The organism is Saccharopolyspora sp. NPDC000359 (assembly GCF_040300525.1).
In the GTDB taxonomy this organism is placed as follows: domain Bacteria; phylum Actinomycetota; class Actinomycetes; order Mycobacteriales; family Pseudonocardiaceae; genus Saccharopolyspora.
The window spans coordinates 28,453-43,578 of the sequence record NZ_JBEPDU010000033.1 but is presented as its reverse complement, the minus strand read 5'-3'; the positions used below and the strand labels follow the sequence as shown (position 1 = coordinate 43,578).

The following is a 15,126-nucleotide window of genomic DNA, read 5'->3' as shown; positions in this document are numbered from 1 at the left end:
CCGCCTGCCCGGCCGCGTGTCTTCGCGCGCCCACACCGATCCGGCGTGGCGGTGCACCGCACCTCGCCCGCTGATCCCGCACCTCCGAACCCCGATCGCACGCTGCGAGCAGGCCTCCTGCCGCGGTGTTCGGGGTGCGCGGACTCGGCTGCCCGGGCGCGCCCACCGACATCGTTGAGCAGCCCTCGTCGTGGCGAGGGCGCATTCGTCAGGAGCAGAAGCAGATGACCAAGGCTGCGCAGAACGCGCACCGCACCCGGCCCGCGCACATCACCTTCCTCACCATCCCGGCGCACGGCCACGTCAACCCGACCCTCGGCCTGATCACCGAGCTGGTGAGCCGGGGGCACCGCGTCAGCTACGGGGTGACCGAGGCGTTCGCCGACCAGGTGGCCGAAGCCGGGGCGACCCCGGTCCGCTACACCTCGCTGCTGCCGGGGTCGCCGACCGCGACCCGGCAGGAGTGGCCGGACGAGGAGGTCGAGGCGCGCTTGATGTTCCTCGAGGAGACCAAGTCCGTCGTGCCGCAGCTGGAGGCGGCGTACGCGGCGGACCAGCCCGACCTCGTGGTCTACGACCTCCCCGACTTCCTCGTCCTCGCCGAGAAGTGGGGAGTGCCAGCGCTGCAGCTGTGCCCGACGCACGTCTACGCCGAGGGGCTGGAGTCGGTCCTGGACATGACGCCGACCCCGGAGAAGGTGGCGGTGGAGCGGGCCTACGACGAGTACTTCGCGGAGCAGGGCGTGGCCCTGACCCACGAGGTCCTCATGCACCCGCGCCGCTGCGTCGTGACCATCCCGCGGAGCTTCCAGTACTTCGGGGACAAGGCGTCGGACGTCTACGCGTTCGTCGGCCCGATGCTGACCGAGCGGGCGTCCCAGGGGGACTGGCAGCCGCCGGACGACCGGCCGGTGCTGGTGATCTCGCTGGGTTCGGCCTACAACGACCGCCTGGACTTCTACCGGACGTGCCTGCGGGCGTTCGCCGACCTCGACTGGCACGTGGTGATGTCCGTGGGGAAGGCGGTTGATCCGGCCGTGCTGGGGGAGATCCCGGCGAACTTCGAGGTGCACCGGTGGATCCCGCAGCTGCGGGCGCTGTCCCGGGCCAGCGCGTTCATCACGCACGCCGGGATGGGCGGCACGATGGAGGGCCTGCACCACGGCGTCCCGCTGATCGCCGTGCCGCAGGCCGTCGACCAGTTCATGAACGCGGCCCGGATCGAGGAGCTCGGCCTGGGCGTGCAGCTGGACGGTGCGACCGCCACCCCGGAGCAGCTGCGCGCCGCCCTGGCGGAGGTCACCTCGGATGAGGGGATCCGGACCCGGGTGGCGGACATGCGGCGGGAGATCGAGGAGGCCGGCGGGCTGGCGCGGGCCGTCGAGATCGTCGAATCCATGCTGTAGCCGTCTCGCGCGCCACCCGCCGGGTCACTCCGGCGGGTGGTCCGCGCAGCCCGGTTCTACCGCTCCCACCTGGGCATATCCACGGCGGTTGTGGCCGCACCCGGATGTTCTGGTTCCCGCCGCGCGCGGCTGCCGCCTACCGTCGGGGCGCGACCTCATCCAGGTCGTCTGACCAGCAGTGATGCCGGGAGAACGGGGAGAGCAGTGGCGGAGCGGAGCTTGCGCGGCAAGGTCGCGGTCATCGGCGGTGGGGGCAAGAACCTGGGTGGTCTGCTGTCCACGACGTTCGCGGACGAGGGCGCGAAGGTCGTGGTGCACTACAACAGCAGCTCAACCGCCGCCGAGGCGGAGAAGACGGTCAACGCGGTGCGGGAGGCCGGTTCCGAGGCCATCTCGGTGCAGGGCGACCTGACGCAGGTCAGCGAGGTGCGGCGGTTGTTCGACACCGCGGTGGACACCTTCGGCGGGGTCGACGTCGCGGTGAACACCACCGGGATGGTGCTGCGCAAACCGATCCTGGACACCACCGAGGAGGAGTTCGACCGCATGTTCGCGATCAACGCGAAGGCGGCTTACTTCTTCCTCCAGGAGGCGGGTCGTCGGCTCAACGACGAGGGCAAGATCATCAGCCTGGGCACCTCGCTGCTGGCGGCGTTCACCGACGGCTACTCCACCTACGCCGGGGGCAAGGCACCGCTGGAGCACTTCACCCGCGCCGCGGCCAAGGAGTTCGCGGACCGCCGCATTTCGGTGAACGTGGTGGCCCCGGGACCGATGGACACGCCGTTCTTCTACCCGCAGGAGACGCTGGAGCGGGTGGAGTTCCACCGGTCGCAGGCGATGGGCAACCAGCTCACCCACATCGAGGACATCGCCCCGGTGATCCGCTTCCTGGCCACCGAGGGCTGGTGGTTCACCGGGCAGACGGTGTTCCCGAACGGCGGCTACACCACCAGGTGATCGCCGGTGGCAGGCCGTCGGGCGGAGCGGGCACCAGTGCGGCAGGAGGAGCAGTGGTGAACCTGGCCGGGGTGCGGTGGCGGGCGATGCGGGGGCGCGACCCGAACGAGCCGCACCGCGCCTCGACACCGCTGGAGCTGTTCTTCGACCTGTGCTTCGTGGTGGCGGTGGGGCAGGCCGCCGCGCAGCTGCACCACACGTTGGACGAGGGCCACCTCGGCGGCGGGCTCGTCGGGTTCGCGGCGGTGTTCTTCGCGATCTGGTGGGCGTGGATGAACTTCACCTGGTTCGCCTCGGCCTACGACACCGACGACGTGCTCTACCGACTGCTCACGCTGCTGCAGATGGCCGGGGTGCTGGTGCTGGCGGCCGGGGTGCCCGCCGCGTTCGAGCACTACGACTTCAGCGTCGTGGTCCTCGGCTACGTGCTGATGCGGATCGGGTTGGTCTGCCAGTGGTTGCGGGCCGCCGTCGAGCACCCGGAGGGCCGGGGCACCGCGTGCCGCTACGCCGCCGGGATCGCGGTGGTCCAGGTGGGATGGATCGCCCGGTTGTGGGCACCGGGGGCGTGGGCCTGGGGCACCTTCGTGGCGCTGGTGATCGCTGAGCTGGCGGTACCGGTCTGGGCCGAGTCCCGCCGGCGGACCACCTGGCACGCGGAGCACATCGCCGAGCGGTACGGCCTGTTCACCATCATCGTGCTCGGCGAGGTCGTCCTCGGTTCGCTCGTGGCCGTGCAGTCAGCGCTGACCGAGTACGGGGTGTCGACGACGCTGGTCCTGATCGCCGCCGGGGGCCTGGCACTGGTGTTCGTGGTGTGGTGGATCTACTTCACCGGTGCGGAGCCGCACCTGGCCACCTTGCGGGTCGCCTTGACCTGGGGGTACGGCCACGTCTTGGTGTTCGCCGCGATCGCCGCGCTCGGGTCGGGGATCGAAGTCGCGGTGGACACCGCGGGGCACCACTCGCACGTGAGTGAACAGGCCGCTGCGTTCGCCGTCGCGGTGCCGGTCGCCGCGGTGCAGATCGCGCTGGGTGCACTGCACCGGCTCGCACGCACTGGTGCGGTGCGGAACTTCGCGTTCGTCGTGATCGGTGTGATCCTGGTGCTCGCCATGCCGTTCAGCACACCGCTGCTCGGGTTGGGCGGTGCCGTGGTGGGCATGGCCGTCGCGGCTGCCGCGACGTTGGTCGTCAACGTCCTCGGTGCCGGATCGGACCGCGCGGGGAAGAGGAGGTGACGTGGGCCTGGACCTGCACAAGCTGGGACACCTGGTGGCGGTGGCGGAGGAGGGCAGCTTCACGCGGGCCGCAGTGCGCCTGCACCTGTCGCAGCAGGCGCTTTCGACCTCGATCCGCACGCTCGAACGCGAAGTCGGCGTCGACCTCCTCGAACGGACCACCACCGGGGTGGCTGTGCTCCCCGCTGGTGAAGCGCTGATCGCCGACGCCCGCGTGCTGGAGGGCGTGGCCCGCTCAGCGCTGTACCGCGCAAGGCGGATCGGTCGGGGTGAGGCGGAGGTGCTGCGCATCGGGCACACCCCGGCTGTCACCGGCGACGAGGTCACGGCGCTGCTCCGCCAAGCCCACGCCGACCACCCGGACCTCGCCACCGACGTCAACCAGCGCTACCCCGGTGAACTGGTGGAGCAGCTGCTGGCGGGGGAGCTCGACCTCGGGTTGTGCCGCGCCATGGCCCCGGCGCACGGCCTCACCCGCGCGACGCTCGTCCACCAGCGGCTGCGGTTGGCGGTCTCCGCGGCGCACCGCCTCGCCGACCGGGACGTGGTCGAGCTGCCCGAACTGGCCGACGAGCAGATCGTCGTGTGGGGCAGCCCCGGGCAGTCCGGCTACACCGACCTGCTCCTCGAGCACTGCCGACGGGCGGGTTTCGAACCGCGCACCCGCCGCAACCCCATCCAGGGCACCCCACCGGTCACCGCGGTCCTCGGCACCGACGACGTCGCGTTCGTCACCGCCGAGCCCGGCAGGGCCGCGGGTGGGGAGGTCCGGGTCGTCGAACTCGCCCCGCCCACCGAGGTGCCGCTGCAGGCGCTGTGGCCGACGCACACCACCTCCGACGCCCGGCAAGCCTTCCTGGCCAGCTTCACCTGAGCCCGGTCGGTCGTGGGGTCGGCAGGTCAACCGGATTGCGGGCGGATCGGCGACCTTGGCTTTTCCGCGCACCGCCGGTTATACCTGTGGTCGGCGTGCGCGGAAGCGAGGTGGCCCGATGGCTGCGCTGATCACCGGACTGCGGACCTGTGACGTCCGGTTCCCCACGTCGCGGGAGCTGGACGGCTCGGACGCGATGAACCCGGCCCCGGACTACTCGGCGGCCTACGTGGTGGTGGAGACCGACGCTGACGACGGGCTGACCGGTCACGGGTTCGCGTTCACCATCGGTCGGGGTAACGACGTGCAGGTCGCCGCGATCCGCGCGCTGGAGTCCACTGTGGTCGGTCGGCCGGTGGCGGCGGTGCTCGACGACCTCGGCGCGGTGTGGCGGGAGCTCGTGCACGACTCCCCACTGCGCTGGCTGGGCCCGGAGAAGGGCGTGGTGCACATGGCGATCGGGGCCGTGGTCAACGCGCTGTGGGACCTGAAGGCGAAGCGGGCCGGGAAACCGCTGTGGCAGCTGCTCGCCGAGCTGTCCCCGGAGCAGGTCGTCGACCTGGTCGACTTCCGGTACCTCAGCGACGCGCTCACCCCGGGAGAAGCCCTGGATCTCCTGCGCCGGGCACAACCCGGCCGCGCGGAGCGCACTGCGGAGCTCCTCCGCGACGGGTACCCGGCGTACACCACGTCCCCGGGCTGGCTGGGCTACCCGGACGGGAAGCTGCGCCGGCTCTGCACCGCCGCGGTGGGCCAGAACTTCGACCTGATCAAGCTGAAGGTGGGCGCGGACCTGGACGACGACGTGCGGCGGTTGCGGATCGCCCGCGATGCGGTCGGGCCGGACGTCCGGATCGCCGTCGACGCCAACCAGCGCTGGGACGTGCCCACCGCGATCAGCTGGATCCGCGAGCTCGCGCCCTTCGACCCGTGGTGGGTGGAGGAGCCGACCAGCCCCGACGACGTGCTGGGGCACGCCGCCATCGCCGCGGCGGTCGCCCCGGTCCGGGTGGCTACCGGCGAGCACGTCGCCAACCGCGTGGTGTTCAAGCAGCTGCTGCAGGCGGGGGCGGTGTCCGTGCTGCAGCTGGACGCCACGCGGGTGGCCGGGGTCAACGAGAACCTGGCGATCCTGCTGCTGGCAGCCAAGTTCGGCGTCCCGGTGTGCCCGCACGCCGGTGGGGTGGGGTTGTGCGAGCTCGTGCAGCACCTGGCGATGTTCGACTTCGTCGCGGTGTCCGGTTCCGTGGAGGACCGGCTGATCGAGCACGTCGACCACCTGCACGAGCACTTCGTGGACCCGGTGGTGCTCCGGGGCGCTCGCTACGCCGCCCCGCAGCGCCCCGGCTTCTCCGCGCAGCTGCGCCCGGAGGCGTTGCGGGACCACAGCTACCCCGGTGGCCGGGTGTGGGCCGGTGGGTGAGGGAGGTACCGGCATGCAGCGAATCACTCCGCACGCCAGGCTGAAAGCTGAGTACGAGCAGATCCACGCGGTGATCCCGGCCGAAGTGGACGTGGTGCGGGTAGCGGACCTGCACGGCTCGCGGATCTGCCGCGACGGCTTGGACCTGTTCCACGGGGCTGAGGTGGCGTTGCGCGACCAGTCGGCGAACGTGGCCGGGCAGGCGTGGACGTCCGAGCGGGAAAACCGCTCTGGAGCGAGAACCGGTCCTCGGCAGGCGCAGGAGCTGCCGTGAAGCTCGGTGCCTCGGACGTGGTGGTCTCCCCGCTGGGGTTCGGCGGCGCGGTGATCGGCAACCTATACCGCGCCGTCGACGAGGACACCGCCCTCGGTGCGGTGGATGCGGCCTGGGAAGCGGGGATCCGGTACTTCGACACCGCTCCGCACTACGGCCTGGGGCTGGCCGAGCGCCGCCTCGGCACGGGCCTGGCCGGGCGGCCGCGGTCGGAGCTGGTGGTGTCCACGAAGGTCGGCAGGTTGCTGGAGCCGCGCCCAGCGGGCGCGGGGACGCGCGATGCCGCGGGGTTCGACGTGCCCGCCGACCACGAGCGGGTGTGGGACTTCAGCGCGGACGGGGTGCGGCGGTCGCTGGAGGCCAGCCTGCGGCGGCTCGGCATGGACCGCGTGGACCTGGTGCTCATCCACGACCCGGACGACCACTGGCGGCAGGCGGTCGACGAGGCCTACCCGGCGCTGCACGAGCTGCGCTCGCAGGGCGTGGTCGGTGCGATCGGCGCGGGCATGAACCAGTGGCGGATGCTGGAGCGGTTCGCGACCGAGACCGATGTGGACGCGGTGATGCTCGCTGGCCGCTACACGCTCCTGGAGCAGTCCGCTGCGGACACCATGCTCCCGACGTGCCTGCGGCAGAACGTGGCGGTGCTGGCCGCGGGGGTGTTCAACGGCGGCGTCCTGGCCACCGACGAGCTCGACCCCGGGGCCATGTTCGACTACGCACCCGCTTCGCCGCAGCTGCGCGCGAAGGTCGCCCGGATCGCGGAGGTGGTCCACCGGCACGGCGCGAGCCTCCCGCAGGTGGCGATGGCCTTCGCCGCAGCGCACCCGGCCATCGCCTCCGTCGTCGTCGGGGCCAGGTCCGAGGCCGAGGTCCGCCGCAACGCGGCGCTGTTCGAGCGGCCGGTGCCGTCCGCGGTGTGGGAGGAACTGGTCGCCGCCGGGCTGCTCCGGCCCGACGTCCGTCCCGGCGCCTGACGAAGTGGACTGGTCGTTCTCCGGAGCATTGGCCCTGCCGAAGTGCCACTCCGGGTGAGATCGTCGACGCGACCCCGCAGAAAGGAAGCGCATGTTCACCGGCCTCAGCGCCTTCCCCCTCACCCCGACCGACGAGACCGAGGTCGACGAGCGAGCGTTCCGCGCGCTCGTCGAGCGGTTGGCCGCTGCGGGTGTTGATTCGATCGGCGCACTCGGCTCAACGGGCGGGTACGCCTACCTCACCCGCGAGCAGCGCGCCCGAGCTGCCCGGATCGCGGTCGATGCCGCGGGCGGTGTCCCCGTCATGATCGGCATCGGTGCCCTGCGCACCTCCGACGTCCTGGCCCTGGCTGAGGACGCCCAGAACGCGGGCGCCTCCGCGGTCCTGCTCGCCCCGGTGTCCTACCAGCCGCTCACCGACGACGAGGTGTTCGGGCTCTACGAGGACGTCACCGCGCAGCTCTCCGTCCCGCTGTGCGTGTACGACAACCCCGGCACCACGCACTTCCACTTCAGCGACGAGCTGCACGGACGCATCGCCGCGCTGCCGAACGTCGGTGCGGTGAAGATCCCGGGCATTCCGGCGGACCAGGCGGCTGCCCGGATCACCGCGCTGCGGAGCGGGTTGCCCGACGGCGTGGCGCTCGGCGTCAGCGGCGACCAGCTCGCGGCTGGTGGTCTCAACGCTGGTGCCGACCTGTGGTTCAGCGTCATCGGCGGGTTGCTGCCCGACGAGTGCCTGGCGATCACCCGTGCTGCCGCGGCGGGTGGCGCGGCCCGTGCTGTCGAGCTGTCCGAACGCATGGAACCGCTGTGGGAGCTGTTCGGGCGGTACGGCAGCCTGCGCGTCACCTCCGCCGCTGCCGAACACCTGGGGCTCGTGCGCTCCCCGAACCTGCCCCGCCCGCTCCGCGGCCTCCCGACCGAGGCCCGGCGCGAGGTCGCCGCCGCGCTCACCGTCCTGCGCGCCTGAAACCCCCTGCCAGCTGGGCGGCACGAGTTGACCTCGAGTGCGCTCGAAGTCCTAGGTTGGGGTCGAACTCGAACAGCTGGAGGGACATTCGATGACGGTGCTGGTGACCGGTGCGACGGGCAACGTCGGACGCCGGGTGGTGGCACGCCTGCTGGCGTCCGGTGCGCAGGTCCGCGCGCTGACCAGGAACCCGGACACCGCCGGACTGCCCGGCGAGGTGGAGCTGTTCCGCGGCGGGCTCGGCGACGCGGAACCGCTGGCCCGGGCGCTCGACGGCGTCGACCGGGTCTTCCTGTTCCCGGTCCCGGAGAGCACTCCCACCTTCGTCGAGCAGGCCGCGGCCGCCGGAGTCCGGCGGGTCGTGGTGCTGTCGTCGTTGGCGGTGGAGTTCGGCGACGGCAACGCGATCGGCGAGCGGCACCGGCTGGTGGAGCAGGCCGTCGCCGACGCCGGTTTCGAGTGGACGTTCCTGCGGCCCGGTGCGTTCGCCACCAACACGCTGGCCTGGGCGGAGTCCATCCGCGCGGAGGGCGTGGTCCGGGAACCGTTCCCGGAGGCGCGGCAGACGTCCATCCACGAGGACGACATCGCCGCCGTCGCGGTCGCCGCGCTGCTGGCGGATGTGCACGTCGGGAAGGCGTACCGGCTGACCGGCCCGGAGGCGATCAGCGCGGCCGACCAGGTGCGCGCGATCGGCGCCGCGATCGGCCGGGAGGTCCGGTTCGAGGTGGTGGCGGTCGAGCAGGCGAAGGCGCGGTTGCTGGCCCGCGGCGTGCCGGAGAACGTCGCGGACACCCTGCTCTCGCTCCACGACCAGCGCAGCGACGAACCGGTGCCGACGGTGCAGCAGGTGACCGGGCGCCCCGCCCGCACCTATGCCGAATGGGCGGTCGACCACGCCGACGACTTCCGCTGAGGAAGGCGCGGAAGCGGGCGCGGAGGGCGCAACCTCCGCGCCCGCTGCGCGTCTACGCGAAGGGGCGAGGTCGACGGGCACCGACCTCGCGGCAGTGCACCGACCTCCCGACGACGGGACCCCTCGACTCGTCGTCCGGTGCTGCCGAGGGCGGGGTAGCACGGGGCAGGGCACCCCGCCCGCTCCCTTCGCGTGGCCGCGCCAGTTCGCCACGCTCCACGTGGGACGACCCGCACCCCCGGCGGGGATGCGGGTCGCGCCGCTGGTCAGGTGCTCAGTCGACCCAGTTCAGGGTCTTGGAGACCGCCTTCTGCCACTGCGCGTACTGCTGCTCGCGCAGCTCGACCGGCATCTTCGGGTCCCACTGCTTGTCCTTGGCCCAGTTGGAGCGGATGTCCTCCTCGCTGCCCCAGAAGCCCACTGCGAGACCCGCCGCGTAGGCCGCGCCGAGAGCGGTGGTCTCGGCGACCACCGGCCGGATCACCGGCACCCCGAGGATGTCGGCCTGGAACTGCATCAGCAGCTCGTTGCCGACCATGCCGCCGTCGACCTTCAGCGACTTCAGCGGTACGCCGGAGTCGGCGTTCATCGCCTCGATCACTTCGCGGGTCTGGAACGCGGTCGCCTCCAGCACCGCGCGGGCCAGGTGGCCCCGGTTGACGTAGCGGGTCAGCCCGACGATCGCGCCGCGCGCGTCGGAACGCCAGTGCGGCGCGAACAACCCGGAGAACGCGGGCACGAAGTAGGCGCCGCCGTTGTCCTCGACGGTGCTGGCGACCTGCTCGATCTCCGGTGCGCTGGCGATCAGCCCGAGGTTGTCCCGCAGCCACTGCACCAACGAGCCGGTGACCGCGATGGAACCCTCCAGGCAGTACACCGTGTCGTTGCTGCCGATCTTGTAGCCGACGGTGGTGAGCAGCCCGTTCTCGCTGAGCACCCGCTCGGTGCCGGTGTTGAGCAGCACGAAGTTGCCGGTGCCGTAGGTGTTCTTGGCCTCGCCGGGCGACAGGCAGGCCTGGCCGAAGGTGGCCGCCTGCTGGTCGCCGAGGATGCCGGCGATCGGGATGCCGGCGAACACGCCGCGCTCCCGGAACTTGCCGTACACCTCGGAGGACGAGCGGATCTCCGGCAGCATCGCCATCGGCACGCCGAGCTCGGCGCAGATGTCGGCGTCCCACTCCAGCCGCTCGAGGTCCATCAGCATCGTGCGGGAGGCGTTGGTCGGGTCGGTGACGTGCAGTCCGCCGTCCGGACCACCGGTGCAGTTCCACAGCACCCAGGTGTCCATGTTGCCGAACAGCAGCTCGCCGCGCTCCGCGCGCTCGCGGGTGCCCTCGACGTTGTCCAGGATCCACTTCACCTTGGGACCGGAGAAGTAGGTCGCCAGCGGGAGACCGGTCTTGCGCTGGTACCGGTTCTGCCCGTCCTCGCCCGCGGCGAGGGTGTTGACGATCTCGTCGGTGCGGGTGTCCTGCCAGACGATCGCGTTGTACACCGGTCGGCCGGTGGCCTTCTCCCACACCACGGTGGTTTCCCGCTGGTTGGTGATGCCGACGGCGACGACGTCGGAGGACACCAGGTCGGCCTTGGCCAGCGCGCCCGCGCAGACCTGCCGGGTGTTGGTCCAGATCTCGACCGGGTCGTGCTCGACCCAGCCGGCCTTCGGGAAGATCTGCCGGTGCTCGACCTGGTCCACGGCGACGACCCGACCGGAGTGGTCGAAGATCATGCACCGGGTCGAGGTCGTGCCCTGGTCGATGGCGGCGACATAAGAAGCCATCTGTCGTTCTACCTTCCTATGTGGACGAGTCAGGTCAGCTGGCGATGGGCAGTGCGAGGGCAAACGCACCCGCCAGCACACCACCGAGGATCGGGCCGACGACCGGCACCCAGGAGTAGCCCCAGTCCGCCGAACCCTTGCCGCGGATCGGCAGCAGCGCGTAGGCGATGCGCGGGCCGAGGTCGCGGGCCGGGTTGATGGCGTAGCCGGTCGGGCCGCCCAGCGAGTTGCCGATGCCGATCACGATGAAGGCGACCGCCGCGTAGCCGAGGGCGGAGTTGCCGAAGGTCGGCACGCCGTCGGCGCCGCTGGGCCCGGCCTGCGGGCTGAGGATGATCCAGAAGACCAGCACGAAGGTGCCGATGGTCTCGGTGATGACGTTCCACGGGGCGTTGCGCACGGTCGGCGCGGTGGAGAAGATGCCGAGCGTGTTCCGCGGGTCGTCGTGGGTGTCGAACTGCAGCTTGTACGCCGCCCAGCACAGCACGGCGCCCAGGGTGCCGCCGATGAGCTGCGCGACGATGTAGACCGGCACCTGGTCCCACGGCGTCTGGCCGTTCACCGCCAGCCCCAGGGTGACCGCGGGGTTGATGTGCGCGCCGGTGGGTTCGGCGATGCTGGCCCCGGCGAAGACCGCGAAGCCCCAGCCGAAGTTGACCATCAGGAAGCCGGTGTCGTGCCCCCCGGTCTTGCGCAGCACGTTGTTGGCCACGACGCCGCAGCCCATCAGCGTGAGTACCGCCGTCCCCAGTAACTCCCAGAGGAAGATCTCCCCGAGACTCGTCGTCATTCTTGCCGTTCCCCTCTTCATGCCGCCGTTGGCACAGGCGGGATTTGGTGACTGTCCGACATGGAGTGGGTCGGGACGGTACTGCCGCATGTGAACACGTGTCCATCCATGCCGCCAGTCGTGGGTACGGGGTTGCTCCGTACCGCCCAACGTCCCCGCTCGACCGCGCGGCGCCGGATCGGACCCGGTCCCGGCCGCAGTGCGACCCGACGCCGCTCCATACTGAGCGGTAACAGTAGACTTGGTGAAAACAACGCTGCAAGATGCCTCCGATGGTGTTTTTATCGAGATGGCTGGTGCAGGAGCGAGGGGAGGACGACGATGTCCGCTCGGCGTCCGTCTGAGAAGCAGCAGGACCGTCGGCGCAGGATCACCGAGCTGGTGATGGCCGAGGGCACCCTGCGCATCGACGACCTCGTCGCGACCATCGGCGCCAGCGCGATGACCGTCTACCGCGACCTCGCCGACCTGGAGTCGCAGGGACTGGTGCACCGCAACCGGGGCAACGTCTCGGCGGCGTCGTCGCTGCTGTACGAGGCGGCCTCGGAGTACCGCCTGCCGCAGAACAAGGCGGAGAAGGAAGAGCTCGCCCGCGCCGCCGCCGAACTGGTCGAACCCGGTCAGGCACTGGTGCTGGACGACTCGACGACCGGGGTCTACCTGGCCCGGCTGCTGCCGGAGCGGGCGCCGCTGACCGTGGTCACCAACCACCGCGGGGTGTTCGACGAGCTGCGCAACGCGCCGGGCATCAGCCTGATCTGCGTGGGCGGTGACTACCTGCCGTGGGCCGACGCCTTCGTCGGAGGCATGGCGCTGGACGCGCTGCGCAACCTGCGGGTGGACCTGGCGATCATGTCGGTCTCGGCGGTCACCGACGGCATCTGCTGCTACCCGCAGCAGGAGATGGTGCAGATCAAGAAGGCGATGCTCGCCTCCGCGCAGCGGAAGGTGCTCTACGTCGACCACACCAAGTTCCGGCGGCGGGCGCTGCACGCGGTGGCGCCGGTCGAGGACTTCGACATCGTGCTCGTGGACTCCAAGACCACCAGCGCGGAAATCGAGGTGCTGCGGGACCGCGGTGCGCTGGTCGAACAGGCGGGCCGAACGCGCAGTGGCGCGTCGAGCACGGACCGTGGTGGTCGGGCATGATGACCACTCGTCGAGGTCCGGCTCCCGCGTCGGCGGCGGGCGTGAGGAAGTGCGTTGCGAGCGGTCCGGGCGGTGACCTGCGATCACCTCACCGGTCCGGGGTTGCCCTCCCGCGGAGGCCTGCGAGCGCGCGCAGCGGGTACAGCTGAGTCCCACCCCGCGAGCGGCTGCCGCCGCTGCAGGCAGAACTGATGGTGGGACGTGATTCGAGCGAGGAGGACGCGGTGTCCGAAGACAAGACCGAGAACCGGCTGAAGGGCACGTTGGGGCCGACCGAACGGGCCGAGAACTGGCGGCGGCTGGGCGCCGACGAGTTCGACGTGGTGGTGATCGGCGGCGGCGTCACCGGCGCCGGGGCCGCGCTGGACGCCGCGACCCGCGGCCTGAAGGTGGCGCTGGTCGAGGCCCGCGACCTCGCCGCGGGGACCTCCAGCCGGTCCAGCAAGCTGTTCCACGGCGGCCTGCGCTACCTGGAGCAGCTGGAGTTCTCGCTGGTCCGCGAGGCCCTGCGGGAGCGCGAGCTGATGCTCACCCGGATCGCGCCGCACCTGGTCAAGCCGGTCCCGTTCCTGTACCCGCTGACCCGCCGGGTCGTGGAGCGCCCGTACACCGCGGCCGGGCTCTTCCTCTACGACACGATGGGCGGCGCCCGCTCGGTCCCGGGCCAGAAGCACCTCTCCCGTGCCGGTGCGCTGCGGATGGTGCCCGCGCTCAAGCGCAGCGCGCTGATCGGCGGCATCCGCTACTACGACGCGCAGGCCGACGACGCCCGGCACACCATGACCGTCGCCCGCACCGCCGCCCGCTACGGCGCGGTGGTGATGAACTCGACGCAGGTCACCGGGTTCCTCCGGGAGGCCGACCGGGTCGCCGGGGTGCGGGTGCGCGACGTGGAGACCGGTGCCGAGACCGAGGTCCGCGCGCAGGCCGTGATCAACGCGACCGGGGTGTGGACCGACGAGCTGCAGAAGCTCTCCGGCGGCCGCGGCCGGTTCCGGGTGCGCGCCAGCAAGGGCGTGCACATCGTGGTGCCGCGCGACCGCATTGTCTCCGAGACCGGGATGATCCTGCGCACCGAGAAGTCGGTGCTGTTCGTCATCCCGTGGGGCAACCACTGGATCGTCGGCACCACCGACACCGACTGGAACCTGGACCTGGCGCACCCGGCCGCGACGAAGTCCGACATCGACTACATCCTCGAGCACGTCAACACGGTGCTGGCGACCCCGCTGAAGCACGACGACATCGAGGGCGTCTACGCGGGTCTGCGCCCGCTGCTGGCCGGGGAGAGCGAGGAGACCTCGAAGCTGTCCCGCGAGCACGCGGTGGCGCGGGTCGCCCCGGGCCTGGTGGCCATCGCCGGTGGCAAGTACACGACGTACCGGGTGATGGCCGCCGACGCGGTGGACGCCATCGCCCCGGACATCACCGGCCGGATGGCCTCCTCGATCACCGACCAGGTCCCGCTGATCGGCGCCGACGGCTACCACGCGCTGGTCAACCAGGCCGACCAGCTGGCCGCCGAGCACGGCCTGCACCCGTACCGGATCCGGCACCTGCTGGACCGCTACGGCTCGGAGGTCCACGACGTGCTGGGCCTGGCCGCCGACAAGCCGGAGCTGCTCAAGCCGATCCCGGCCGCGCCGAACTACCTGCAGGCCGAGGCGGTGTACGCGTGCAGCCACGAGGGTGCCCTGCACCTGGAGGACGTGCTGACCCGCCGCACCCGGATCTCGATCGAGTACCCGCACCGCGGTGTGGAGAGCGCGGAGCCGGTGGCTCGGTTGATGGCGGAGGTGCTCGGCTGGGACGAGGCGCAGATCGAGCGCGAGGTCGAGGTCTACACCCAGCGGGTGGAGGCCGAGCGCGACTCCCAGACCCAGCCCGACGACCAGGCGGCGGACGCCAAGCGCTCGGCGGCCCCGGAGGCCCGCGACCGCCTCGAGGAGCCGCTCACCTGACCGGCCCCCCGCGATCCCAAGGAAGTTGGACACCTGATCCCCATCGGGATCGCACTACCTCGGGGCACCGCCGTCTCCGGACGACGGTGCCCCGAGGTCTGAGCCCGGGAGCTGAGACCCGGGGCCTGAGACTCAGGCCCCGGGATCCGATCTGGGGCTGAGATCCGGGATCCAGCACGGGGACCCGAAATCCGGGTCTGAGATCCGAGGCCCGAGGCCCGAGGCCCGAGGCCCGAGGGCCAGGCGGCGGGTCGGGTCCGATTTGCCCGGATTCGCAGTTTCAATTGAAACTGCGGTTTTTCGGCGTGTGGGTGCCCGACGCGCCGGTGGCGCCTCGGTGGTTCGTTGGAGTCCTGAGTCCTGAGTCCTGAGGCCCGCAGCTCGAGGCCGAGGGTCAGGCGG

General features: G+C 71.3%; 13 protein-coding genes. 11 read left to right on the top strand and 2 right to left on the bottom strand.

From position 1 onward, the window contains the following. Positions 1 to 224 precede the first annotated feature (224 nt). From ABT324_RS21100 to ABT324_RS21060, 9 genes are all read left to right on the top strand, one after another. Positions 225 to 1,406: a macrolide family glycosyltransferase gene (locus ABT324_RS21100; protein WP_351180060.1), complete on the top strand. Its 1,182-nt coding sequence runs from the start codon at positions 225 to 227 to the stop codon at positions 1,404 to 1,406. A gap of 204 nt (positions 1,407 to 1,610) precedes the next feature. After that, a complete protein-coding gene (locus ABT324_RS21095; RefSeq protein ID WP_351180057.1) occupies positions 1,611 to 2,366 on the top strand; it encodes an SDR family oxidoreductase in 756 nt (251 codons plus the stop codon). 53 nt (positions 2,367 to 2,419) lie between these two features. Further along, positions 2,420 to 3,607: a low temperature requirement protein A gene (locus ABT324_RS21090; RefSeq protein ID WP_351180054.1), complete on the top strand. Its 1,188-nt coding sequence runs from the start codon at positions 2,420 to 2,422 to the stop codon at positions 3,605 to 3,607. A gap of 1 nt (position 3,608) precedes the next feature. Then, entirely contained in the window at positions 3,609 to 4,481 is an 873-nt protein-coding gene (locus ABT324_RS21085; protein WP_351180052.1) for a LysR family transcriptional regulator, read from the top strand. Positions 4,482 to 4,599: 118 nt separating this feature from the next. Further along, positions 4,600 to 5,904 (top strand): enolase C-terminal domain-like protein, encoded by a 1,305-nt coding sequence (locus ABT324_RS21080; RefSeq protein WP_351180050.1) that lies wholly within the window; start codon positions 4,600 to 4,602, stop codon positions 5,902 to 5,904. A gap of 13 nt (positions 5,905 to 5,917) precedes the next feature. Continuing rightward, positions 5,918 to 6,178 carry an L-rhamnose mutarotase gene (locus tag ABT324_RS21075; protein WP_351180048.1) on the top strand — a complete coding sequence of 87 codons (261 nt, stop codon included), beginning with the start codon at positions 5,918 to 5,920 and terminating at the stop codon, positions 6,176 to 6,178. Continuing rightward, complete coding sequence (locus ABT324_RS21070) at positions 6,175 to 7,155, top strand: aldo/keto reductase (protein ID WP_351180046.1); 981 nt, start codon at positions 6,175 to 6,177, stop codon at positions 7,153 to 7,155. Before ABT324_RS21075 ends, ABT324_RS21070 begins: the two co-directional genes overlap by 4 nt. 91 nt (positions 7,156 to 7,246) lie before the next feature. Beyond that, complete coding sequence (locus tag ABT324_RS21065) at positions 7,247 to 8,128, top strand: dihydrodipicolinate synthase family protein (protein ID WP_351180044.1); 882 nt, start codon at positions 7,247 to 7,249, stop codon at positions 8,126 to 8,128. A 91-nt stretch (positions 8,129 to 8,219) separates the two neighbouring features. Continuing rightward, a complete protein-coding gene (locus ABT324_RS21060; protein ID WP_351180042.1) occupies positions 8,220 to 9,044 on the top strand; it encodes an NAD(P)H-binding protein in 825 nt (274 codons plus the stop codon). A gap of 274 nt (positions 9,045 to 9,318) precedes the next feature. On the opposite strand, the gene glpK is transcribed toward ABT324_RS21060, so the two are convergent. Together glpK and ABT324_RS21050 are read right to left on the bottom strand one after the other, a co-directional pair. Next, the gene (gene glpK / locus ABT324_RS21055; protein ID WP_351180039.1) at positions 9,319 to 10,824 is read right to left on the bottom strand and encodes a glycerol kinase GlpK; all 1,506 of its coding nucleotides are present in this window, start codon (positions 10,822 to 10,824) and stop codon (positions 9,319 to 9,321) included. Between the two features lie 34 nt (positions 10,825 to 10,858). Continuing rightward, entirely contained in the window at positions 10,859 to 11,614 is a 756-nt protein-coding gene (locus tag ABT324_RS21050) for an MIP/aquaporin family protein (protein ID WP_351180036.1), read from the bottom strand. A gap of 321 nt (positions 11,615 to 11,935) precedes the next feature. Here ABT324_RS21050 and ABT324_RS21045 point away from each other — a divergent pair, with 321 nt between their 5' ends. Continuing rightward, the gene (locus ABT324_RS21045) at positions 11,936 to 12,763 is read left to right on the top strand and encodes a DeoR/GlpR family DNA-binding transcription regulator (RefSeq protein ID WP_351180033.1); all 828 of its coding nucleotides are present in this window, start codon (positions 11,936 to 11,938) and stop codon (positions 12,761 to 12,763) included. A gap of 224 nt (positions 12,764 to 12,987) precedes the next feature. Then, positions 12,988 to 14,724, top strand: a complete 1,737-nt coding sequence (glpD, locus tag ABT324_RS21040) for a glycerol-3-phosphate dehydrogenase (protein WP_351180030.1) — start codon at positions 12,988 to 12,990, stop codon at positions 14,722 to 14,724. Positions 14,725 to 15,126 lie beyond the last annotated feature (402 nt).

Coding starts and splice junctions, on each gene's coding strand:
- ABT324_RS21050 (WP_351180036.1), bottom strand. CDS start 11,614: ATGACGACGAGTCTCGGGGAGATCTTCCTCTGGGAGTTACTGGGGACG.
- ABT324_RS21100 (WP_351180060.1), top strand. CDS start 225: ATGACCAAGGCTGCGCAGAACGCGCACCGCACCCGGCCCGCGCACATC.
- glpK (WP_351180039.1), bottom strand. CDS start 10,824: ATGGCTTCTTATGTCGCCGCCATCGACCAGGGCACGACCTCGACCCGG.
- ABT324_RS21060 (WP_351180042.1), top strand. CDS start 8,220: ATGACGGTGCTGGTGACCGGTGCGACGGGCAACGTCGGACGCCGGGTG.
- ABT324_RS21065 (WP_351180044.1), top strand. CDS start 7,247: ATGTTCACCGGCCTCAGCGCCTTCCCCCTCACCCCGACCGACGAGACC.
- ABT324_RS21075 (WP_351180048.1), top strand. CDS start 5,918: ATGCAGCGAATCACTCCGCACGCCAGGCTGAAAGCTGAGTACGAGCAG.
- ABT324_RS21045 (WP_351180033.1), top strand. CDS start 11,936: ATGTCCGCTCGGCGTCCGTCTGAGAAGCAGCAGGACCGTCGGCGCAGG.
- ABT324_RS21080 (WP_351180050.1), top strand. CDS start 4,600: ATGGCTGCGCTGATCACCGGACTGCGGACCTGTGACGTCCGGTTCCCC.